Origin of the sequence: Mycobacterium sp. B14F4 (assembly GCF_039871645.1) — a bacterium.
Taxonomy (GTDB): domain Bacteria; phylum Actinomycetota; class Actinomycetes; order Mycobacteriales; family Mycobacteriaceae; genus Mycobacterium.
The window spans coordinates 228,642-249,040 of record NZ_JBDPMF010000004.1 but is presented as its reverse complement, the minus strand read 5'-3'; the positions used below and the strand labels follow the sequence as shown (position 1 = coordinate 249,040).

General features: G+C 68.5%; 18 protein-coding genes. 9 read left to right on the top strand and 9 right to left on the bottom strand.

Features of this window, described 5'->3' with window-relative positions; all coding sequences use genetic code 11:
* Window positions 1-109 precede the first annotated feature (109 nt).
* The 4 genes from ABGB19_RS13555 (at window position 110) to ABGB19_RS13540 (ending at window position 5,549) form a co-directional block, all read left to right on the top strand.
* Window positions 110-1,420, top strand: coding sequence for a HAMP domain-containing sensor histidine kinase (locus tag ABGB19_RS13555; protein ID WP_347686732.1), 1,311 nt, complete (start codon window positions 110-112; stop codon window positions 1,418-1,420).
* Window positions 1,421-1,438: 18 nt separating this feature from the next.
* Complete coding sequence (locus ABGB19_RS13550; RefSeq protein ID WP_347686471.1) at window positions 1,439-1,870, top strand: SRPBCC family protein; 432 nt, start codon at window positions 1,439-1,441, stop codon at window positions 1,868-1,870.
* Between the two features lie 288 nt (window positions 1,871-2,158).
* Window positions 2,159-2,917, top strand: a complete 759-nt coding sequence (locus ABGB19_RS13545; protein ID WP_347686470.1) for a peptidoglycan-binding protein — start codon at window positions 2,159-2,161, stop codon at window positions 2,915-2,917.
* A gap of 40 nt (window positions 2,918-2,957) precedes the next feature.
* A complete protein-coding gene (locus ABGB19_RS13540) occupies window positions 2,958-5,549 on the top strand; it encodes a hypothetical protein (protein WP_347686469.1) in 2,592 nt (863 codons plus the stop codon).
* A gap of 13 nt (window positions 5,550-5,562) precedes the next feature.
* Here the strand turns inward: ABGB19_RS13540 and aceA are convergent, their stop codons facing one another.
* Both aceA and ABGB19_RS13530 read right to left on the bottom strand, forming a co-directional pair.
* Window positions 5,563-7,863: an isocitrate lyase ICL2 gene (gene aceA, locus ABGB19_RS13535; protein WP_347686468.1), complete on the bottom strand. Its 2,301-nt coding sequence runs from the start codon at window positions 7,861-7,863 to the stop codon at window positions 5,563-5,565.
* Between the two features lie 41 nt (window positions 7,864-7,904).
* Window positions 7,905-8,759 carry an AraC family transcriptional regulator gene (locus ABGB19_RS13530; RefSeq protein WP_347686467.1) on the bottom strand — a complete coding sequence of 285 codons (855 nt, stop codon included), beginning with the start codon at window positions 8,757-8,759 and terminating at the stop codon, window positions 7,905-7,907.
* A 72-nt stretch (window positions 8,760-8,831) separates the two neighbouring features.
* Between ABGB19_RS13530 and ABGB19_RS13525 the strand changes: the two genes are divergently transcribed.
* A complete protein-coding gene (locus tag ABGB19_RS13525) occupies window positions 8,832-9,509 on the top strand; it encodes a class I SAM-dependent methyltransferase (protein ID WP_347686466.1) in 678 nt (225 codons plus the stop codon).
* A gap of 12 nt (window positions 9,510-9,521) precedes the next feature.
* Here the strand turns inward: ABGB19_RS13525 and lhgO are convergent, their stop codons facing one another.
* Window positions 9,522-10,739, bottom strand: a complete 1,218-nt coding sequence (gene lhgO, locus ABGB19_RS13520; RefSeq protein ID WP_347686465.1) for an L-2-hydroxyglutarate oxidase — start codon at window positions 10,737-10,739, stop codon at window positions 9,522-9,524.
* Between the two features lie 205 nt (window positions 10,740-10,944).
* Between lhgO and ripD the strand changes: the two genes are divergently transcribed.
* The gene (gene ripD, locus ABGB19_RS13515; RefSeq protein WP_347686464.1) at window positions 10,945-11,502 is read left to right on the top strand and encodes an NlpC/P60 family peptidoglycan-binding protein RipD; all 558 of its coding nucleotides are present in this window, start codon (window positions 10,945-10,947) and stop codon (window positions 11,500-11,502) included.
* Between the two features lie 52 nt (window positions 11,503-11,554).
* On the opposite strand, the gene ABGB19_RS13510 is transcribed toward ripD, so the two are convergent.
* On the bottom strand, window positions 11,555-12,154 hold the full coding sequence (locus ABGB19_RS13510; RefSeq protein WP_347686463.1) for a DJ-1/PfpI family protein: 600 nt from the start codon (window positions 12,152-12,154) through the stop codon (window positions 11,555-11,557).
* 120 nt (window positions 12,155-12,274) lie between these two features.
* Here ABGB19_RS13510 and ABGB19_RS13505 point away from each other — a divergent pair, with 120 nt between their 5' ends.
* Window positions 12,275-13,408 carry an acyl-CoA dehydrogenase family protein gene (locus ABGB19_RS13505; RefSeq protein ID WP_347686731.1) on the top strand — a complete coding sequence of 378 codons (1,134 nt, stop codon included), beginning with the start codon at window positions 12,275-12,277 and terminating at the stop codon, window positions 13,406-13,408.
* Here ABGB19_RS13505 and ABGB19_RS13500 read toward each other — a convergent pair whose 3' ends face one another.
* From ABGB19_RS13500 to ABGB19_RS13490, 3 genes are all read right to left on the bottom strand, one after another.
* Window positions 13,409-14,362 carry a haloalkane dehalogenase gene (locus tag ABGB19_RS13500; protein ID WP_347686462.1) on the bottom strand — a complete coding sequence of 318 codons (954 nt, stop codon included), beginning with the start codon at window positions 14,360-14,362 and terminating at the stop codon, window positions 13,409-13,411. It lies immediately after the preceding gene.
* A gap of 9 nt (window positions 14,363-14,371) precedes the next feature.
* Window positions 14,372-15,928 carry a class I adenylate-forming enzyme family protein gene (locus tag ABGB19_RS13495; protein ID WP_347686461.1) on the bottom strand — a complete coding sequence of 519 codons (1,557 nt, stop codon included), beginning with the start codon at window positions 15,926-15,928 and terminating at the stop codon, window positions 14,372-14,374.
* A gap of 66 nt (window positions 15,929-15,994) precedes the next feature.
* Window positions 15,995-16,954, bottom strand: coding sequence for an alpha/beta hydrolase family protein (locus tag ABGB19_RS13490; RefSeq protein ID WP_347686460.1), 960 nt, complete (start codon window positions 16,952-16,954; stop codon window positions 15,995-15,997).
* A gap of 309 nt (window positions 16,955-17,263) precedes the next feature.
* Between ABGB19_RS13490 and ABGB19_RS13485 the strand changes: the two genes are divergently transcribed.
* Window positions 17,264-18,451 carry a geranylgeranyl reductase family protein gene (locus ABGB19_RS13485; protein ID WP_347686459.1) on the top strand — a complete coding sequence of 396 codons (1,188 nt, stop codon included), beginning with the start codon at window positions 17,264-17,266 and terminating at the stop codon, window positions 18,449-18,451.
* On the opposite strand, the gene ABGB19_RS13480 is transcribed toward ABGB19_RS13485, so the two are convergent.
* Complete coding sequence (locus tag ABGB19_RS13480; protein ID WP_347686458.1) at window positions 18,448-19,158, bottom strand: hypothetical protein; 711 nt, start codon at window positions 19,156-19,158, stop codon at window positions 18,448-18,450. The two genes, ABGB19_RS13485 and ABGB19_RS13480, sit on opposite strands and share 4 nt — an antisense overlap.
* Window positions 19,159-19,253: 95 nt before the next feature.
* The gene (locus tag ABGB19_RS13475; RefSeq protein ID WP_347686457.1) at window positions 19,254-19,922 is read right to left on the bottom strand and encodes an MOSC domain-containing protein; all 669 of its coding nucleotides are present in this window, start codon (window positions 19,920-19,922) and stop codon (window positions 19,254-19,256) included.
* A 74-nt stretch (window positions 19,923-19,996) separates the two neighbouring features.
* On the opposite strand from ABGB19_RS13475, the gene ABGB19_RS13470 reads away from it, so the two are divergent.
* Complete coding sequence (locus ABGB19_RS13470; RefSeq protein WP_347686456.1) at window positions 19,997-20,395, top strand: hypothetical protein; 399 nt, start codon at window positions 19,997-19,999, stop codon at window positions 20,393-20,395.
* Window positions 20,396-20,399 lie beyond the last annotated feature (4 nt).

Sequence of the window (20,399 nt, the reverse complement as noted above, 5' to 3'; positions counted from 1 at the left end):
TCGAGAACCCACGGGACCCGCCGCACGCACGCGGCCGGCCGGGGGAGTGGTCGGGCAGGATGTGATCGTGCACCTCGGCGAACGCCTCTACCGGCTGCTCACCCCGGTGATGTCGCTGCGCGTCATCGTGATCGTGGCCGCGCTGTCGGTGGTCGTGCTGGTGATCACGCTGGGCGCCTGGGTGTGGTTCGGCGTCACGAACGACCAGTACAGCCAGCTGGACCGTCGGCTCGATTCGGTCAGCAGCCTCGGTGACATCAGCACACTGCTGCGCGCCGCGCCGGAAGGCGGCATCGACCAGCCTCCGATCCCCGACGGCGGCCTGGTGCGCACGGCCCGGGTCGACGGTGTCACCGTGTCGGTGCCGAAGGACATCGTGTTGCCGCAGTTCGAGAATGGTTACACCGACACCACCATCGACGGTGTCCAGTACCGGGTGCGGACCTTCTCGGCGGGCGACGCCTCGATCGCGATCGGCGCCCCACTGGCCGAGACGCAGCGCCGCATCGACGGACTGCACCGGCGGGTGCTGCTCATCTGCGCAGGCGTGATCGTCGGCACCGTGGTGGTCGGCTCGGTGATGTGGTCGATCATGATCAACCCGTTCCGGCTGCTCGCCCAGCAGGCCCGCGCGATCAATGCGCAGTCCAATCCCGATGAGGTGCAGGTCCGCGGCGTGCAGGAAGCGGTCGAGATCGCCGAGGCCGTCGAGGGCATGCTGGCCCGGATCGGTGACGAACAGCAGCGCACCAGGGCCGCGCTGGAGTCTGCCCGCGACTTCGCCGCCGTGGCCTCCCACGAACTGCGCACCCCCTTGACCGCAATGCGCACCAACCTCGAGGTGCTGTCCACCCTTCAGATGCGCGATGAGCAGCGCCAGGAGGTGATCGCCGACGTCATGCGCACCCAGAGTCGCATCGAGGCGACGCTGACCGCGCTCGAGCGCCTGGCCCAGGGAGAACTGACCACCGTCGACGACTTCGTCCCGGTCGACATCACCGACCTGCTCGACCGCGCGGCGCACGACGCGATGCGCAATTACCCCGGGTTGAAGGTGTCGCTGGCATCGTCGACGACGGTGCTCATGGTCGGGCTGCCCGCCGGCCTGCGACTGGTTATCGACAATGCCATCACCAACGCGGTCAAGCACGGCAGTGCGACCGAAATCCAGCTCGCCGCAGTCAGTTCCGGTGAGGGAGTGGCCATCACCATCGACGACAACGGCACCGGTATACCCGAAGCCGAGCGTGCCGCCGTCTTCGAACGGTTCTCCCGCGGATCGACCGCCTCGCGGTCAGGCTCGGGCCTGGGCCTGGCCCTGGTCGCCCAGCAGGCCGAGTTACACGGCGGCACCGCGTCGATGGAGGCCGGCCCACTGGGCGGAGCCAGGCTGGTGTTGCGCCTGCCTGCGCCGAGCTGAGCTGGCTACCATCCGTCCATGGCGAAACTCGAGTTGGCACGCGAACTGGCGGTGAGCCCGCAGCAGGCCTGGGAGCACGTCTCCGACCTCAACTCCCTCGGCGACTGGCTGGTGATGCACGAGGGGTGGCGCGGTGAGGTGCCCGACGAGTTGTCGGTCGGAACCCAGATCGTCGGGGTGGCCGGCGCCAAGGGACTGCGCAACCGGGTCACGTGGACGGTCAAGAAGTTCGATCCGCCGGAGCTCATCGAGGTGACCGGCAACGGCGTCGGCGGCACGAAATACGGGCTGACGATGAAGGTCGCAGCGACCGAGGTGGGCAGTGCTTTCACCCTCATCCTCAGCCTCGGCGGCGCGCCGCTGTTCGGGCCGATCGGAGCCGCCGCCGCCCGCGCGGTCAAGGGCGACATCGACCGGTCGATACGCAGGTTCGAGGAACTCTACGCGTGACTGCCTGACGGCGGTGAAGGCCGCACGCCGGTCGCCGCCACCTCACAGCAAACTCGCCTGCCGTCTCGCCAGCGCCGCGCACCCGCATTTACGTGCGCGAAAATGCCCATTTGTCTACGACGTAGTTAATTAATCGATGGCGCTGCTAGCTCGCCTTTTGCCCGAAATCTGAAATTTTCATGTGCGTTTTTGTTGATCTTGGTCACGAGTGGGTACGTATCTCAGCACCAACCTAGAACGGGATGGCTCGACAACAGCAACGTCGATCCAAGGACACGGGAGTAGAAGATGACCAGCCAGGGACTCACACCGGAAGAGATCGCGGCCGAAGTCGCCACCGCGCTTCCCGATAAGGAAGTCGTATCGATTCTCGACCTCAACGTCGACGTCGACGTCTTCCTCGACGTCGCATCGCCGATCGATCTTGCGGTCGCCGCGCAGCTCAACGTGGCCGCACCGATCGATGCCGCCGCCGGCGCGAACGTGCTGACGTACAACTCCACCGCGGGCGCCTTGGTGGACCAGAACGCGAGCGTCGACCAGGTCATCCTGGCCGATGCGACCGCGATCTCCAACCAGGACAGCGCGATCGACCAGATGGACGTGGCCGACGGCGATCCCGTCCCGCCACCGCCCGACGACGGCGGAACCGTGGAGGTCGGAAACCTCGCCACGCTCGAGGGACCGTTGCTCAACGTCAATGTCAACGTCGATATCGACACCGACCTCACGGCCCCGATCGCCGGCGCGGTTGCGGCCAACGCCAACGTCGCCGCGCCGATCGCGGCTGCGGTGGCTGCCAACGTCCTGTCCGTCGACTCCGACGCGGACGCGCTCTCATACCAGGATGCGGTCATCACCCAGCGTCTGGAGGGCGTGACATACGCGGAGGCGACTCAGGTGTCCGACGTGACACAGGGCACCACGCAGGCCCCGGATGCCGGTGACACCACAGGTGGCACCACTAGCGGCGAGACCAGCAGCACCAGCAGTGGTGACGGCGGTGGTACCAGCTCCGGCGGTGACAGCAGCAGCTCCGCGGGCTGAGGCATAGACCGAAGTCATTGAGTCCTTGGGGAGTGCCAACATGACCGTGGCGACCGAGCCGGCAGGCGCGGCCGAAGCCGTTGTCCTGCAGCGTGCGGACGGCGTCGAGCTGATCGGAGAGATGGCGGGATCCGGTTACCGGGTCCCGCCGTCCCTGGTCCGCCGCGCCGACGGCCAGACGATCCAGCTGACGCCGCTGCTCTACGCGGTGTTGCACGGGATCGACGGCGACCGCACGTCGGCGGAGGTGGCGGCCGCGGTATCGGAGTCGACCGGCCGGACGGTCAGCGAGGACAACGTCCATCAGCTGGTCGACGGAAAGCTCCGCCCCCTAGGGTTGATAGTCCTCCCCGACGGCACCCAACCCTCGGTGAAAAAGCGGAATCCGCTGCTCGGCCTGCGGCTGAAGCGAACGGTGACCGATCCGGAGCAGACGCGTCGCTTGACCGACCCGTTCCGCTTCCTGTTCCGGCCGTGGATGGTCATTCCGGTTCTGGCGGCCTTCCTGGTGGTGGTGTGGTGGGTGTCGTTCCGCAAAGGCCTTGCCGCAGCGGCATACGACGCCTTCGAACGCCCCGGCCTGCTGATCCTGGTGTTCGCGGTGACCGTGCTGTCGGCCGGTTTCCACGAGTTCGGGCATGCTGCAGCGGCACGCTACGGCGGCGCGACCCCGGGGGCCATGGGCTTCGGCCTCTACCTGCTGTGGCCCGCCTTCTATACCGACGTCACCGACTCGTACCGCCTCGGCCGCGGGGGACGGCTGCGGACCGACCTCGGCGGGCTCTACTTCAATGCCATTGTCGCCGTGGCGATCACGGGTCTGTGGCTATGGTTGCACTACGATGCGCTGTTGCTCATCGTCGCCACGCAGATCATCCAGATGATTCGCCAGCTCACCCCGCTGGTGAGATTCGACGGCTACCACGTACTGGCCGACCTGACCGGCGTGCCCGACCTGTACGGCCGGATCAAGCCGACCCTGCTCGGCATGTTGCCGTGGCGGTGGGGCGACCCGCGGGCACGCGAGTTGAAGTGGTGGGCACGCATCGTCGTGACCGCCTGGGTGATCGTCGTGGTTCCGCTTCTGATCGGCATGATCACGCTGGCGATTCTCGCGCTGCCGCGGCTGATCGGCTCGGCATGGGCCGGACTCAACAAGCAGCAGGACGTGCTGACCACCGCGTGGGCCGACGGCGACATGGTGCAGGCGGTCGCGCGGGTGCTGGCGATGATCGCGATCGTCATCCCGATGGGGGCCATCATCTATCTGCTGGTCCGGGTGGTCCGCCGCATCGTCGCCACCGCGTGGCAGGGCACCGAGGGCAAGCCGGTCAAGCGTCTGCTCGCCGGCCTGGTCGGTGCCGCCGCCCTGGCGGGTATCGCGTACGCCTGGTGGCCCAACGCCGACAACTACCGGCCCATCGAGGCGTCCGAACGCGGCACGCTCAGCGACATCATCTACGCGTTGCGCGTTGAGAGGCTGGGGGACTCGCAGCGGACGGTGCGGGAGTCGACGCAACCGGTCGCGTCCAGCCGCCCGCTCACCGTGGGTCAGCGGGGCGTCATGCCGGCGCTGTGGGACACCCGGACCCCGCCACCGACATTCCGGACCCCGCAGCTGGCCTTGATTCTGGTGCCGAGGCAGCCGAGTTTGGCGAGGGCCAACGGAGGTGGCTATTTCATGGCCACGCCTCAGCTGAGGCTGGGCGAAAATCAAGCCAACGCACAAGGCTGGGTGTTCCCGTTCGACAAGCCGCTGGCTCCCGAAGAGGGCGACAACCAGTCGCTGGCGGTGAACACCATCGACAACACCGTCGTGTACGACGCGGCGTTCGCACTCGTCTGGCAGACCGACGAGGAGTACGCCATGAACGTCAACGAGGCGCATGCCTACGCGTCCTGCAATAACTGTGCGGCGGTCGCAGTGGCCTACCAGGTGGTGTTCGTCATCGACCAGGACGAGAGCAACGACAACGTCGCCGTCCCGCAGAACCTAGCCGGCGCACTGAACTACGACTGCGTCAACTGCGTCACCTACGCGCTTGCGCGGCAGCTGTTCGTCACCCTCGACGACGACCTGTCGCCAGAGGCGAAGGCGGAACTGCAGGAATTGTGGGCCGAAATCGCCGCCTACGGCGAGCAGATCACCGCGGGCGAAGTCGATGTCAACGAAATCGACGGCAGGCTCGCGGAATATACGAGGCAGATCATGGTGATCGTCGAGGAGGACCAGCCGGGTACCTTCCCGACCGAGCTCTACCCGTCGCTGACCCAGACCACCGCCCCGCCACCGACCACGGCGCCGGTCACGACCGCGGCACCGTTGCCGTCGGCGACCAGTCCGCCGCCGAGCACATCGGCGACGGAGTCCACCACGGTCGCTGGAACCACGGAGCCCACCGGCACCACCACGCAGGAGCCAACCACAAGCGCCACCACCACGAGCGAGCCATCGGCGACCACTGATCCAACGACGCAAGCGCCGTCGACCGACAGCACCACGGTGAACGACTCGACCACGGCAGGCGACACCACGGCCGGCGACACGACCTCCGGGGGGACCACCTCGGACGGGTCGAGTTCGGACGGGTCGAGTTCGGACGGGAGCTCGGACGGGTCGAGCTCGCCGTAGACGGCCGGGCCGGTCAGTCCTCCTTGCGGATCAACCGTTGCAGGGCTTGACGATCGGGGGCGAGCAGTTCGTCGATGCGTGGCTGGTTCACGTCGGCGACAATGATCTCGCCGACCTCCTGGTAGACATCGCTGAAGATGCCGTGCGACTTCATCTTCTCCGTCTGGTAGATGTTGTCCTCGGTCGGGGTGACGTAATAGACGATCTCGGCCTTGAACCGGTGGATGAGCCACAGGTGGATGATGTCCATCAACCGCTTCTTGCGCAGCTTCTCGGCGAACGTGTTCTGGTCGCGCACAGTGAGAATGCTGCGGCCGTGCCGGTCCTTGATGGGGTCGACGATGGCGTTGGCGAGCTTCTCGGCCTCGCCGTCGCCCCGCTCGCCGTAGATGCCCAACTCCAGGACGTCGGAACCGGGTCGAGTCGGGCGCAGCTGCACCCGGAGCTTCTCGCCGAGCTGGTAATGCTCGCTCCACAACGCCAGCCATTCTTCGAGCAGCTTCTTGGGCACCTCGGTCTGCACCATGTGCTGGTGCTGGGTCGAGCCCTTGCCCATCGCCTTCGTCGTCGCGGTACGGCCCGACGACGCCGCGAGTGCCGCATCGCTGCGGGGCCCGCCGACAAGGGTCTGCGGTGTGCGGTAGGGAGATTCGACCAGGCGCATCTTGCGCTGCAGCCGCGCGAGCGCCAGCATGCCGTCCTGGCGCAACGCCGTGGCGAACTCCTCCGACGCGACGCCGTCGACCTGATGCCCGCCATAGGTGATGAAGTTGAACACGAAGCCCAACTTGCCGAGTTCCTCAGGGAAGGCCCGCATCTCGTCGTCGGTCATCCCGGTGGTGTCCCAGTTGAACGAGGGGGACAGGTTGTAGGCCAGCATCTGGTCGGGAAACTCGGCGTGGACCGCCTCGGCGAACTCCCTGGCGTCGGCGAGGTCGGCGGTCTTGGTCTCCATCCACAGGATGTCGGCGAACGGCGCCGCCGCAAGGGACTTCGCGATCGCGTACGGAATTCCGCCGCGGACCTGATAGTAGCCCTCCGGCGTCTTGGCCAGCTCGCAGTCCCACCCGACGGCCGCCCCGATCTCCCTGGCCTTCTCGCGGGCGGTGTACATCGGTGCCCGGGTTGCGAACTCGCGCCACTGGGCCACGCTCATGTCGAGCTGCTCGCCTTCGCTTTCGCGGAACTCCAGCAGTTCGGCGACCGCCTCGCCGTAGGTCATCAGGCCCGAATCGACCTGCCAGGCGTCGACGAATTTCGATTCCACCTCGTCGAAGATCGCGTCGATGTCACCGTCCGGCCGGTCCTGGTAGGCCGATGCGGCCTCGGTGACCGCCTCGGCGATACCGTGCTGTGCCAGCCAGGCGTCGGCCGTCTCGTACTCGCCCTCGGGCAGCGCGTAGAGCAGGTGCCCGTTGAGCTCGGTGACGCCCGCCTCGTAGAACCGCCGCATCATGGCCAGGTAGCAGGACTTGTACGACGGGATCCTGAGATTGGTGACGCCCAGCAGGAACGGTTGGTCGCGCTCGTCGGCGCGGCTGTCGATCAGGTTCGCGGCCTCGGCGTCGGTACGGGCGACGATGATGCCCGGCACCTTCATGATGTCGAGTTGGAACCGGGCCGTGTTGAGCCGCTTGATCTGTTCGTCGGACGGCACCAGCACCTTGCCGCCCTGGTGGCCGCACTTCTTGGTGCCGGGGCGCTGGTCCTCGATGTGGTATCCGGGTACGCCCGCCTCGACGAACCGGCGGATCAGGTTGCGCACGTGCGGATCTCCGCCGTGTCCGGTGTCGGCGTCGGCGATGATGAACGGCCGGAAGTCGATGGCCGGGGTGGCGGCACGTTGCTCACCGGTCATCTGCAGCCGCACGTACTGCTGATTGCGGTCGGCTGTGAGCAGGGCACGCACCAGGCCGGCCGCCTCCTCGGGCACCTGGCTGAGCGGGTAGCTCGCGAGGTCCGGACCGGGATCCTCGGTGGTCGACCCCTTGGCCGAGGTCGCCCAGCCGCCGAGGTAGATGCCCTCGATGCCCATCCGTTTCATGGTCACCGCCTGCCCGGGCGAGTACGGCCCGAACGTGGTGATGCTCTTCTTCTGGGCGAACAGCTCGCGCAGCCGCCGGTAGAACGCCGTGGCCGCCTCGCGCGCCACGATGTAGTCGCTGGGGATCGTGCCGCGCTGCTCGACGACCTGACGTGCCGTGTAGAGGCGGACGATGCCTTCGAACCGCGGGCTGTCGAAGTACTGCTGGGTGGCGGCGACTTGCTGCTCGAACGGGGTCTGCGGCGCTGCGTCCGTTTCGATGATGGCCATGAACTCAACAGTAGAACGCGGCGTTGGCAGGTGATGGCGATTCAGCAGGGCCGCTCACGCCAGGCCCGCGGTGAGGTGCCGTGCGTACGCCGGAACAGCCTGCTGAAGTAGCCGGGGTCGGCGATGCCCACCCGCCTGGCGACCTCGGCGACCGGGAGATCGGTGTCGGACAGCAGGCGGCGGCTCTCGGCCATCCGGCGCTCGATGATCCACTCCTGCACGGTGCGCCCGGTGCGCCGGCGCACCAGCGTGGTCAGATGTCCGGGCGTCATGCCCACCTCGGCGGCCACGTCACGCAGCGACAGCGCGGCGCCGTGGCGCCGGTCTATGACCGCGAACACCTCGGCGAGCACCGGTTCGCCGCTGTGCCGCAGATCGCCGACCACGTCGACGGCCAGCCGGGCGAGGTCGATCAGCAGCAGCGTCAGGTGAGCGAGCGCGGCCTGCCGGTAGCCGTCCTGGCGTTCGGTGAGTTCGGTCTCGATCGCCGCGACGGCGGCGTCCCACGCCGACCGGCGCGCGGCGGGCAGGCGCAGTTCGAGCAGCCCGCCGGTCTCACCGTGCAGGAACGGGAACAGCAATGGGTGTCCCCGCCACGCCGGCCATGACGTGTCCCGGCCGGCGCCCAGCGCGGCCGGGTCGAAGAACACGCCCACGCCGTCGTCGTCACGGGCGACCCGGCCGGGATCGAGCACCTCGCCGGGCGCGGCGATGTAGACCGTCCCGGCCGTCGGGACGTACCAGAGCGCCGGGAAGTCGTGGATGTGGCGACCGCGCTCGAGCACGTCGTGACGACCCCCGTACACCACCGAGACCGGCGGTGTATCCGGGCCGGCGCGGTAACCGTAGATCGGCACACCGCCGCGGTGACGGACCAACCGAGAAGCCAACTCCATGGTCGTAAGATAGTCCAACTATTGCCCACAATCACCCAACTAGCGCGTGCGGTAACAGTTCACGATGGGGACATGACCGAAAATCGTCCGCATTCCATCACCGGCGCACTGGGTAACCGGCACGACTACCTACCCGCCGCCGGCCATGACGCGTTCCTGCCGGGATACGACCTGTTGACCCGCGTTCTGGGCATCGACCGTGCCCACCGCATGCTGATCACGCAGGCCGAACTGACCGACGGACAGTCGGTCCTCGAAGTCGGATGCGGCACCGGAAATCTCATCACCCGGGTGTCCCGGCAGTATCCGGCCGTGACGGCCGTCGGCTGCGATCCCGATCCCCGGGCGTTGGCCCGTGCCGGGCGCAAGGCACGCAGGCTCAGCGGTATCACGTTCGACCGCGGCTACGCCCAGAAGCTGCCGTACCCGGACGGGCAGTTCGACCGCGTGCTGTCGTCGATGATGTGGCACCACCTCGGCGAGGACGTCAAAGCCGAAGCGGCAGCGGAGATCTTCCGCGTGCTGCGGCCCGGCGGAAGCCTGCATCTGGTCGACGTCGGGGGAGAGATGACCCCCGAGGACGGGATACTGGCACGACGCATGCTGCGCAGTCCGCACGTCACGGGCAACCTCGGCGACGCTATCCCGCGACGGCTGCGAAGCGCTGGGTTCGACTGCGCCGTGATGGACACCCTGCGGGTCCGCCTCATCGGCAGGCTCACCTTCTTCCGGGCAATCCGCCCGGATTGACGCGCGGCGCCGTCAGCTCGCCTCCACGGTATCGACCAGATGCTCGGCGATCGCCAGAGACGAGGTCGCAGCCGGCGAGGGCGCGTTGCGCAGCAGCACGACCCGACCACGGATGCTGATGCGGAAGTCGTCGACGAGCCCGCCGTCGGCGTCGAGGGCCTGCGCCCGGACACCGGCGGTGCCCGGCACGACGTCGTCGTCGGAGAGGGCGGGCACATACGCTCGGGCGGCCGCCACGAACCGGCGCCGCGACAACGAACCGGACATCTCCCGGACGCCGGTGCGCCAGTGGCGCCGCGCGAACCGCCAGAAGGCCGGTGTGCGTGCGACTTCGGCGACATCGGCGGGCGAGACGGTGCCCCACGTGTAGCCCTCGCGGGCCAGCGCGAGAACGGCGTTCGGACCGACCAGGACCTCGCCGTCCACCCGTGGCGTGAGGTGCACGCCGAGGAACGGATAGTGCGGGTCGGGCACCGGGTAGACCAGGCCGTTGACCAGGTCGCGCCGGTGCGGCTTCAGCGCGTAGTACTCGCCGCGGAACGGCATGATCACCGGGTCGGGACCGTCACCGGCCATCTCGGCCAACCGGTCGCTGTGCAGTCCGCCGCACGCGATGACGCGGTCGAAGGCGGTTTCGCCGTCACCGCCGGCCGTGCGAACGCTGACGATGACCTCATCCCGGCTCGTCCGGATCCCGGTGACCTCGTGCCCCAGAAGCACCTTCGTACCCGCAGCCACCGCGTCGGCGGCGAGCGCCCGCGTCACAACGGCGAAGTCGACGATCGAGGTCGTCGGTGAGTGCAGCGCCGCGAGTCCCCGCACGTTCGGTTCGAGTTCGTGCAGTTCCTCCTGGCCGATGATCCGCACGCCGGGCACCCCGTTGGCGAGGGCCTTCCGTTCGATCTCCGACAACCGGGCACGCTCGTCGTCGTCGAGCGCCACCAGCACCTTGCCGCAGGCGATGCGGCGGATTCCGTGGCCCTCACAGAACTGTTCGAGCAGGCCGACGCCGCGGCGACACATGACGGCCTTGTTCGACCCCGGCCGGTAGTACAGGCCCGCATGCACGACGCCGCTGTTGCGTCCCGTCTGGTGTGCGGCGAGGCGGTCCTCCTTCTCGAAGAGCGTCACCTCGAGATCGGGGTGACGGCGCAGCATCTCGCGGGCGACGGCGACGCCGAGGATGCCGCCACCGATGACGGCGACACGGCTGGAGTGGGTCAGGGTCATCACCATGGTTTCGTGGGGCGGGAGCCCAATCGTAATCCGTACCGCCCGGACCGGCGCCCGTGGCGGCTCAGGATCACCGTTCGGTCACGGTACGGCATCTCATTGGCTTTGCGGCAGGGGCGAATTGGGCTCACCGCGGTATTTGACGGTACAAGTGAATTAGCGCGGTGTGCCCGCGCCCGGACGAGAAAGAGCAGAAGCACCGATGAGACGCATGTACGCCTTCCTGATCGCGGTCGCGATGATGATCGTGGCGCCGGGTGTTGCGGTCGCCGCGCCGTACCCACGACCCGCCGCCCCACGGCCCGTCGCGAATCAACAGGCGGTCGACCAGGTGATCGCACGCGGCCTCTCGCAGCGTGGCGTCCCGTTCTCCTACGGTGGCGGGGACGCCAACGGGCCGACCCTGGGCAGCGGCACGGCCGAGAACGTCGCGGGTCTGGACAGCGAAGGCCACATCGTGGGACTGAATCCGGCGACCAACGCCGTGGGGTTCGATGCCTCGGGTCTGATGGTCTACGCGTTCGCGGGCATCGGAGTGAAGCTGCCGCGGTCATCGGAAGCGCAGTACACCGTCGGCCAGAAGGTGCTGCCGTCGCAGGCGCTGCCCGGTGACCTGATCTTCTACGGGCCCAACGGAAACCAGAGCGTTGCGTTGTTCCTCGGCAACGGGCAGATGCTGGAGGCCACCGAGCCCGCGGTGACGGTCTCGCCGGTGCGCACCAACAACATGGCGCCGTACCTGGTCCGCATCATCGAGTGAGCGGCTACGAGGAGGCGCTGTCGCGGGCCTTCTCGACCCGAGAACCGGGTGATCATGCCGTCGGACTCCACACGTCGGACGGCATCGGGTAGGCGAGCGCGCCCGCGACGGCGTGCGCGGTCCGCTCACCCAGTTCCCGTTGCACCAGCCACAGCGCGAGGTCGATACCCGCGGTGACCGCTCCCGCCGTCACCACCGCCCCGTCGTCGACAACGCGGTTGTGCCTGACGATCGCGCCGTACCGCGAGAGCTCGCTCAGCGCGGCAGGATTGGTGGTCGCGTTGCGTCCCTCTAGCAGTCCCGCCTCACCGAGCAGCAGCGCTCCGGTGCACACAGACGCCACCCATCTGGTCGTCTCCGAGAGCCTGGCGATCACCCGCGGCAGACTGCCGGCCCGGATCTCGTGCGGCACACCGGTATCGGCGGCCTCCACCCAGCTGCCACCGGGCACGAGCACCGCGTCCGGCGAGCCGAGTTCCTCGGCGACGTGAAGCGGCAGACCGTACGCACCGGTCACCGGATTCGCTGAGCCAGCGCGCACCAGCGCCACGTCGAGCGACGGATCGAGCGTGGCCGCGCGGACGAAAACCTCCCACGGCGCCACGACGTCGAGGGGATCGAAGCCCTCGAACACGATGATCTCGATGCGCACCTGTTGAGCATGCCAGGTGATTCGGCCGTGCGCTGCGACGATCGCTGCTAGAGAGGACGGGTGACGTCGACGCTGGGGACCCCGAACACCACCGACCGCACCACCGGGTTGGCGCGCGGCATGCGCGAACTGGTCGCGACCGAGGCGGGTGAATCGGAACGGCTACGCACCCTCACCCCGGCGATCGTCGAGGCGATGTGGGCCTGCGGGTTGATGTCGGCGTTCAACCCGCAGGCCGCGGGGGGTGTCGAGCCCTCGTTCGCCGAGATGATCGAAACCTGGATCGAGATGGCGTGGCAGGACGGCTCGTTCGGCTGGATCGGCATCGCCAACCTGCCCTCGTCGTTCGCCGCGGCGGCGTATCTGCCCGACGAGGGGTTCGCCGAGGTGTTCACCTCCCACGGCAACCGCGTGACGATGGGGGGTCAGTTCTTCCCCAACGGGCAGGGCGTCGCGGTGCCCGGCGGCTACCGGCTGACCGGATCGTGGAGCTTCGGATCCGGCATCGGCCACTCGCAGTACGTCGCGGCCGGCTTCTTCCCGATGGACGACGGGGAAATGCGCTGGGTCAGCGAAGGCGTGCCCGACATGCAGGTCGCCGTCGTGCCCCGCGAACAGGTCAGCTTCAAGGACGGCTGGCACGTGCAGGGCCTCAAGGGGACCGGGTCCTACGACTACAGCATCGACGACGTGTTCGTCCCTGCCGAGCGGACGTTCGCACTGTTCACCCGGGAGCCCAGGCGCGGTACCTCGCCGGCCACCCGGATGGGGCTGATGCCCGTCACCGCCGCCGGGCACGCCTCCTGGGCGCTCGGCGTCGCCAGGAGCATGCTCGACGACGTGCAGGAACTCGCCGCGACGAAGTTCCGGATGAGCGACATGGCCTCGTTGGCCAGCCGGCCCACCTTCCAGAAGGGTCTCGCCCACCACGTCGCCGCCTGGCGAGCCGCCCGGCTGCTGGTGCTCGACGCCTTCACCTCGGCCGAATCCGCGGTGGCCTGCGGCGCGGAGCTCACTCCGGCGCTGCGTGCGGACATGCGTGTCGCCGCCGTCTACGCCACGGATGTGGCCCGGGAGTGCGCCGAGTGGGCGCACCTGGTCGCGGGCACCAGCTCGATCCGCGAAGGCACCCGGCTGGAGCGCGCGTTCCGCGACATCTACACCGGCACTCAGCACGCGTTCATCAGCGAGAAGGTCGCGATCGATGTGGCGCAGATCTGGCTTGGCGTCATCGACGACCAGTTCGGCCTGTAGTCAGGCGGTGCGGGCGGCGAAGTCGGCGACGATGCGGCCCAGCTCCTCGCCTCGCTGCTCCTGGATGAAGTGACCCGCACCGGTCACCGTCGTATGCGGCTGACCGTGCGCGCCCGGCACCTCGGCCTGAAAAACCTTGTCCCAGCCGCGGGTCGGGGGATCGCCGTCGGAGTACGCGGTCAGGAACGGTCGCTGCCAGTCCCGTAGCGCGGCCCTCGTCGCCCGGCCGATGGCAGCGCCCGGGTCGTTGCGCGTCAACGGGATCAATGCCGTCATCTGGCGCAGGCCCGCCGTGAACTCGCGGTCGGGGAAAGGCGCGTCGTAGGCCGCGAGCACCTCGGGACGCAGCGGGCCCGCCACTGCGTCGAGGAAGAAGCTCGGCACCAGCAGTGGTGCCCGCGCATAGAACGACACGTAGTCGAGCAGCGTCTCCTGGTGCACCACCTGACCGTCACCGAGCGCGTGGTGCGGCCAGGTGAGCTTGCCCGCCAGGTCGGGGTCGCACGTGTGCAGGATCGTGTTGGTCGCGACGACGCGGGCGAACCGGTCGGGATCGCGGGCCAGCACGCTCAGCCCGATGGGGCCGCCCCAGTCCTGCACGACGAGCGTGATGTCGCGCAGATCCAGGCCTGTGATCGCGCTGTGGAGCCAGTCGATGTGCCGGGCGAACGTGTAGTCCGTCGGATCGGTCGGCTTGTCCGAGCGCCCGTAGCCGACGTTGTCGAAGGCCAGCACGCGGAAGCCCTTTTCGCGCAGCACCGCGATGACGTGGCGGTACAGGTAGGACCACGTCGGCTGCCCGTGCACCAACACGACGACGGGTGCGTCCGCGGCGCCGACGTCGACGTAGTGCATCCGCAACGGATCGGCACCGGCGGCGTCGACCTCGACGTAGTTCGGCTCGAACGGGTAGTCGGGCAGTCCGGCGAAGCGGTCGTCAGGAGTCCTCAGCACGTCCACGGATCACCTGCCGTCCACGCTGACCAGCTCACCGTCGAGAATCATGCGCTGCAACGCCTTTCGGTCGAACTTGCCGCTGGGCAGCGTGGGCAACCGGTCGCCGGCGGCGATGACCCAGCGCGTCGGCACCTTGTATGCCGACAGTTCGGCGCGGGTGCGGGCAGCCAGCGAGGCGGTGTCGACCTCGTCGGCGGCGGGAACGACGACCGCACACACCTGCTCACCGCGCGTGGGGTCCTCGACGCCGAGCACCAGACACTGGGCCACGTCGGGGAACTCGGCGATCACGGCCTCGACCTCCAGCGGTGACACGTTCGCACCGGCGGCCTTGATGAGGTCGGTGGTGCGGCCGACGTAGAACAGCCGGGGGTCGCCGGCTCGGCGGTAGACGCGGTCACCGGTGTGGTACCACCCGTCCTCGTCGAAGGTCTCCCACCGCTCGCGCTTGTTATAGCCCGCCATCACGCCGATACCGCGGATGAGCAGTTCGCCCACCGTCCCGTCGGGCACCTCGGCGCCGTCCTCGTCGACGATGCGCATGTCGGTGTGGGCGAAGCCGCCCGCGGTTTCGGACATGGTGCGGTGCACCGGAAATCCGTCGGGCACGTCGACCATCGCGATGTCGAGCGGACCGTCGCGCAGCATGGGGGCACAGCTCAGGTCACGGGCGGCGAAGCTGGGGTGCTCACGCAGCCGCTGGGTGAAGGCCGGCCATCCGATGACCCCGCTGGCCCGCTCCCGCTCGACGAGGTCCAGCGCTGTCTCGGCGTCGAGTCGCGGCATGACGCACACGGTCACCTGTTCGTGCAGCGCACCGGTGACGGCGAGCAGCCCACCGATCCAGAAGAACGGCATCGCGCACACAATGCGCGGGGGCCCTTCGGATTTCGTGACCGCGCGGATCGCGGCCGGCCACGTCGAGGTCTGCCGGACCAGCGTGCCGTGGGTGTGCATGACACCCTTCGGGTCGGCGGTCGAACCCGAGGTGTGCACCACGACGGCGAGGTCGGCGGGACTGACCTCCGCTTCGGCGGCGGCCAGCACGTCCGGCGGCACGCCGTGCACATCGGCCTGCCGTCGGGTGGCCCAGCCGGGCGCCTCACCGTCGATCAGAACGATGCGGCGCAGATACGGTGCGGCGCGCAGCGTCAGGCATCCGGCGGGCATGCCCGCCAACTCGGGCCAGGCGGCCTCGAAGCGCTCGGCGACGTCGATGTTCAGCACCGTGCCCGGCGCGATCAGCAGCGCGAGGTCCGCCAGCCGCGCCACCTTGGCGATCTCGGCCGGGGTGTACATGGTGCTCAGCGGGACTGCCAGGGCGCCGATCCGGGACACCGCAAGCCACCACAGGACCCAGTCGATGCCGTTGGGGAAGAACAGGCCGACGCGCGTGCCCTTGCCGACGCCCTCCCCGAGAAGCCACCGCGCGATGTCGGCGGAGCGACCGGACGCCTCGCGGTAGGTGAGCCGGCCCGTGGGCGTGACCAGGTAGGTGTGCTCGCCGAAGTCATCCGCGGCGCGCGCGAGAAGCGCGGGCACGGTCGGCCGGTGTTCCGTCACCCACCGATTGTCCCCAACGCGACCGGGCGGCCACACGAAGTGGCCGCCCGGTGGCGTCAGCGGAGGTCAGGCGCCGAGCGTGCGCTGGATGTCGGACTTCATCGCGTTCAGCTGTGAACCCCAATAGCCCCACCCGTGGGTGCCGTTGGCCGGGAAGTTGAACACGGCGTTGCTTCCGCCGGCAGCCTCGTACTGCTCCTGGAAGTTCTTGTTGCTGTCCAGCGTGATGCCCTCGAGCAGCTGCGCGGGCAGGTCGCCGCCGCCACCGAGCTCACCGGGTCGGCCCGTGCCGCAGTACACCCAGATGCGGGTGCCGTTGCTCACCAGGCGTCCCACGTTGACGGTGGGGTCGTTGCGCTGCCACGCCGCGCTGCCGCCGGGACCCCACATCGCGGTCGCGTCGAAGCCGCCGGAGTCGCGCATCGCGAACCCGACCAGCGTGGGCCAGATGCCCTCGGACAGGTTGAGGAAACCCGACAGCGAGCCGGCGTAGCGGAACTGGCCGGGATGGTAAGCGGCCAGGATCAGCGCCGAACTGCCCGACATCGACAGGCCGACGACGGCGTTACCGGTCGGCGAGATGCCCTTGTTGGCCGCCAGGTAGGCCGGCAACTCGGAGGTCAGGAAGGTCTCCCACTGGTAGTTGTAGCGGGTGCCGTTGCCGACGGCGGGCGCCTGCCAGTTGGTGTAGAAGCTGGACATGCCGCCGACGGGCATGACGACCGACAGGCCCGACTCGTAGTAGTTCTCGAACGCGGCCGTCTCGATGTCCCAGCCGCTGTTGTCGTCGCGGGCGCGCAGCCCGTCTAGCAGGTAGACCGCCTTGGCGCCGCCGCCCTGGAACTTCACCGGGATGTCGCGGCCCATCGCCGCGGACGGGACCATCAGCGTCTCGACCGGCAGGCCCGGCCGCGAGTAGGCCGCGGCGGTGGACGATCCGCCTGCTACGGCCACCAGGCCCGGGATCACCAGGGCCGCCAGCGCGCCTGCCAGCAATCGGCGCGCCCAACTAGGTAGGTACGTCATGTGTTGTGAACATCCTTTTTGAGAACGAACCGCGTATGGCGGTCATTTGCGTGCGGAACTCCGGTACCGGTCCCCACATCGGCTGCCGGATCAGATGCTGCTGCTTCACATCTGCCGCGGACTTCGAACGGCGCCCCGCAGGGCGGCCGCCGCTAACCGTTTGTCGCAGCCGGATACCGCGCCGTTACGAAGCAAACGTCCGCAGACTGTGAGCGTCATCATTCGGTAATCGCCGGTGTGCTTCAGAGCAGGCCCGTGCCGCATAGCGTCGGCGGGAACGGGGAATCCACAAAGCGCCGAGGCAAACACATGGCACAGAAGTACGACGTGGCGATCGCGGGCGGTGGCCCGGCGGGGGCCGCCGCGGCGTGGCAGGCCGTGCGGACAGGGGCGCGGGTCGTCGTGCTGGACAAAGCGGCGTTTCCCCGGGACAAACCCTGCGGTGACGGGCTGACTCCGCGCGCCGTGAGCTTCATCCAGAAGATGGGCCTCGCCGACGAGGTGGCCACGTTCCACCGGGTGAACGGCGCCAGGATTTTCAGCCCCAGCGAATGGAACCTCGCGTTCCCGCGCCGCCCCGGCATGCCCGACCACGGCCATGTCGCCCGCCGGACCGAACTGGACACCCTCTTGCTCGAGCGGGCCCACGCCGCGGGTGCCGAGGTGCGCCAGTCCGCGGAGGTGGTGGCGCCCGTCGTGGACGACGACGGACGGGTCACCGGCGTCACGCTCAAGGGCGGCGAGAAGGTGATGGCCGACGCGGTGATTACGGCCGACGGCGCCTACTCTCCGCTGAAGCGGGCACTCAACCTCGACTCGGAGTACCACGGCTATTCGGCCATCGCCATCCGGGCCGAGGTGGGGGTCGACCAGCCCGACAGCGACACCCTCGACATCTATCTGAAGCTGACCTTCAACGGCGACCAGTTGCCCGGCTACGGGTGGGTGTTCCCCCTGGGTGGCGGCCGCGCCAACATCGGACTGGGCTACTGCACCAGTTACAGGAACTGGCACCAGATCAACGCCACCACGCTGTTCGGCGATTTTCTCGCCGGCCTGCCACCCGAGTGGGCTCTGCCGTCCGTCGAGGAGCTGAAGAAGTCGAAGGCGTTGCAGGCCTGGCGGCTGCCCATGGGTTTCACGGCATGGCCGCCGTGGCGACCGGGCGTGTTGTTCGCCGGCGATGCCCTCGGGGCGGCGAGACCCGTTTCGGGAGCGGGTATTTCGAAGGCGCTGCAGTCCGGCGTGGCGGCGGGCGAGTGCGCAATCGCGGCGTTGACGAACGGCGGACCGGACGACTTCACGAACTACGCCCAGCGCGTCGAAGCCGACTGGGGCCGCGAGTACCGCCGCGGCCGGTTCTTCCACCGGGTGGTCGGCATCCCGGCGGTCGCCAATGCGGGAATCAAGGTGCTGGACATGGTGAATCACCCCAGTTTTCGTTCGCATCTGCTGTTCTGGGAGAAGTGGGATCCGGCGGGCTCGCGCAGCGCCTAGTCGCGGGGCAGCAAGGAGACCTTCTGCAAAATCTTGTTGGACAGCCCGGTGACCAACGTCTCGATATCCGAAACAGTCTCCAGCACAACGCCGTCCGCGCTGTGCTCAGCGCACAGCGCCGCCGTCTTGGCGGTCAGGCTCAACAACTCCGAGCAATAGTTGAGGTAGTGGTGCAGCTGATCGGCATCCAGCCCGTGCCGCACACTCTGCGCGGTCGGCACATAGCCGGCACTGACCTGCTCGGGGTCCTTCGAGAGCTGGTGCATGTCGATGACGTGTGTGAGCGAGCGCAGGCGGTGCAGCAGGTCGAGCAGCGCGCGCCGCTCCAATCGCTCGGGGAAGGCCCACAGGAACACCACGGCGATCGCGGCGAACACCAGGTCGTTGATCACGCTCTCGGTCAGCGGCACCCAGTCCGCACTGCGCGCGAGCCCGTCGACGACTGCCGAACGCAGGCTGTAGAGCAGGGCGACCACCGTGGCGGCGATGATCGCGATGCTCACCGTCCGCGCCGCCAGCGTGGTGCGCCGCAGTCGCGCTTGGGACTGGGTCGCCGCCGTCTGTACCAGCAGGACGAGACGGGCGAGATCGCGCGCGGTCTTGGTCAGCCCGCGCTCACCGAAGCGGGCGTCAATGCGGCGCTGCACCTGTTCGACCGTGGCCGCGATGTGCTCACCAGCCAGCTTGACCTGGTCGCCATTCGGCACCTTTCGACCATAGAACCCGAAGTCGAGATCGGGGTTACGACACGCAGACGGTCGGATTGGCGTACCGGAACCTTGTTTCGCGCAGCTCGCGAGTGTCAATCGCCGTTGACGGGCAGTCGTTTTCGCACGTACGCCTTGAGCTCGGCAGAGAGCGCGTCGGCGGCCAGCAGCTGCGGAAGCAGCGACGGGTCCGACATCCGGGCCCGGAACGCCAACCCGATCGTGACATCGTGACCGGGGCGGTGCGTGATGGTGATCGCATCGCCGGCGCGCACCGTACCCGCTGAGATAACCCGAAGGTACGCACCGGGTTTGCCGGCAGCGGTGAACGTCTTGATCCAACCGGGCAGCTGCAAAAACGCCGAGAACGTCCGGCATGGTGTGCGCGGCGCCGACACCTCCAGCAGCGGACCGTCGTCGCCGACCCGCCAGCGTTCGCCGATCAGCGTGTTGGTCACGTCGATGCCCGTCGTGGTGAGGTTCTCGCCGAACATCCCGTTGGTGAGCGGACGCTCGAGCCGGGTTTCCCAGCCGTCGAGGTCTTCTCGGGCGTAGACGTATACCGCCTGATCGTCGCCGCCGTGCAGTTTCTGGTTGCCGATGGTGTCGCCGACGAGTCCGCTGCCCTGACCGCCGCGCATCGGCCCCGGCGCGCGCACCATGACGTCCTGCTGCGCGGCTACTTTGTCGATTCCGGTCGAGCGTGACGGTGCGTCGGGATTGACGCGCACGCGCGCGAGATTGACTGACAACACGTTCGACACCCCGATCAGGGTAATGGGGAGCCGATCAGCACAACGAGATGACGGCGCGCGACCACAGGCGCTAGCCTTCAGCCATGGCCACCCGGCATCACGTCGCGACGATCGCGGCCGCGAGCCTGTTCCTCGCAGGCCTGGCATCGGCGGGCCCGGCCGCGGCGCAACCCGTGCCACCGGTACCCCCGCCGCCACCCGTCGGACCGCCCCCGGTGCCGGAGATCGACCCGGTCTACGGCCAAGGCCAGACGCCGGGGCCGTTCGGATACCTGCAGGACATGATGCAGACGTTCAACGGCGCCAACCCGATCGACGCGCTCACCATGCCGCAGGTGGTGCCCCCGGGCCCACCGCCCGGTGCCGGGCCGTCTCCGTCGCTGCCACCGGGCACCATCTCGCTGACGGCCCCGTGGACCTCGACCATGCCGGGCGGCGCACCGCCGCCCCCGCCGATCGTGCCGGTCCCGCCGACACCCTGAGCGA

Bases quoted from the DNA above. Each gene is read 5' to 3' on its own strand.
- ABGB19_RS13555 (WP_347686732.1), top strand. From the start codon at position 110: ATGTCGCTGCGCGTCATCGTGATCGTGGCCGCGCTGTCGGTGGTCGTG.
- ABGB19_RS13550 (WP_347686471.1), top strand. From the start codon at position 1,439: ATGGCGAAACTCGAGTTGGCACGCGAACTGGCGGTGAGCCCGCAGCAG.
- ABGB19_RS13545 (WP_347686470.1), top strand. From the start codon at position 2,159: ATGACCAGCCAGGGACTCACACCGGAAGAGATCGCGGCCGAAGTCGCC.
- ABGB19_RS13540 (WP_347686469.1), top strand. From the start codon at position 2,958: ATGACCGTGGCGACCGAGCCGGCAGGCGCGGCCGAAGCCGTTGTCCTG.
- aceA (WP_347686468.1), bottom strand. From the start codon at position 7,863: ATGGCCATCATCGAAACGGACGCAGCGCCGCAGACCCCGTTCGAGCAG.
- ABGB19_RS13530 (WP_347686467.1), bottom strand. From the start codon at position 8,759: ATGGAGTTGGCTTCTCGGTTGGTCCGTCACCGCGGCGGTGTGCCGATC.
- ABGB19_RS13525 (WP_347686466.1), top strand. From the start codon at position 8,832: ATGACCGAAAATCGTCCGCATTCCATCACCGGCGCACTGGGTAACCGG.
- lhgO (WP_347686465.1), bottom strand. From the start codon at position 10,739: ATGACCCTGACCCACTCCAGCCGTGTCGCCGTCATCGGTGGCGGCATC.
- ripD (WP_347686464.1), top strand. From the start codon at position 10,945: ATGAGACGCATGTACGCCTTCCTGATCGCGGTCGCGATGATGATCGTG.
- ABGB19_RS13505 (WP_347686731.1), top strand. From the start codon at position 12,275: ATGCGCGAACTGGTCGCGACCGAGGCGGGTGAATCGGAACGGCTACGC.
- ABGB19_RS13490 (WP_347686460.1), bottom strand. From the start codon at position 16,954: ATGACGTACCTACCTAGTTGGGCGCGCCGATTGCTGGCAGGCGCGCTG.
- ABGB19_RS13485 (WP_347686459.1), top strand. From the start codon at position 17,264: ATGGCACAGAAGTACGACGTGGCGATCGCGGGCGGTGGCCCGGCGGGG.
- ABGB19_RS13470 (WP_347686456.1), top strand. From the start codon at position 19,997: ATGGCCACCCGGCATCACGTCGCGACGATCGCGGCCGCGAGCCTGTTC.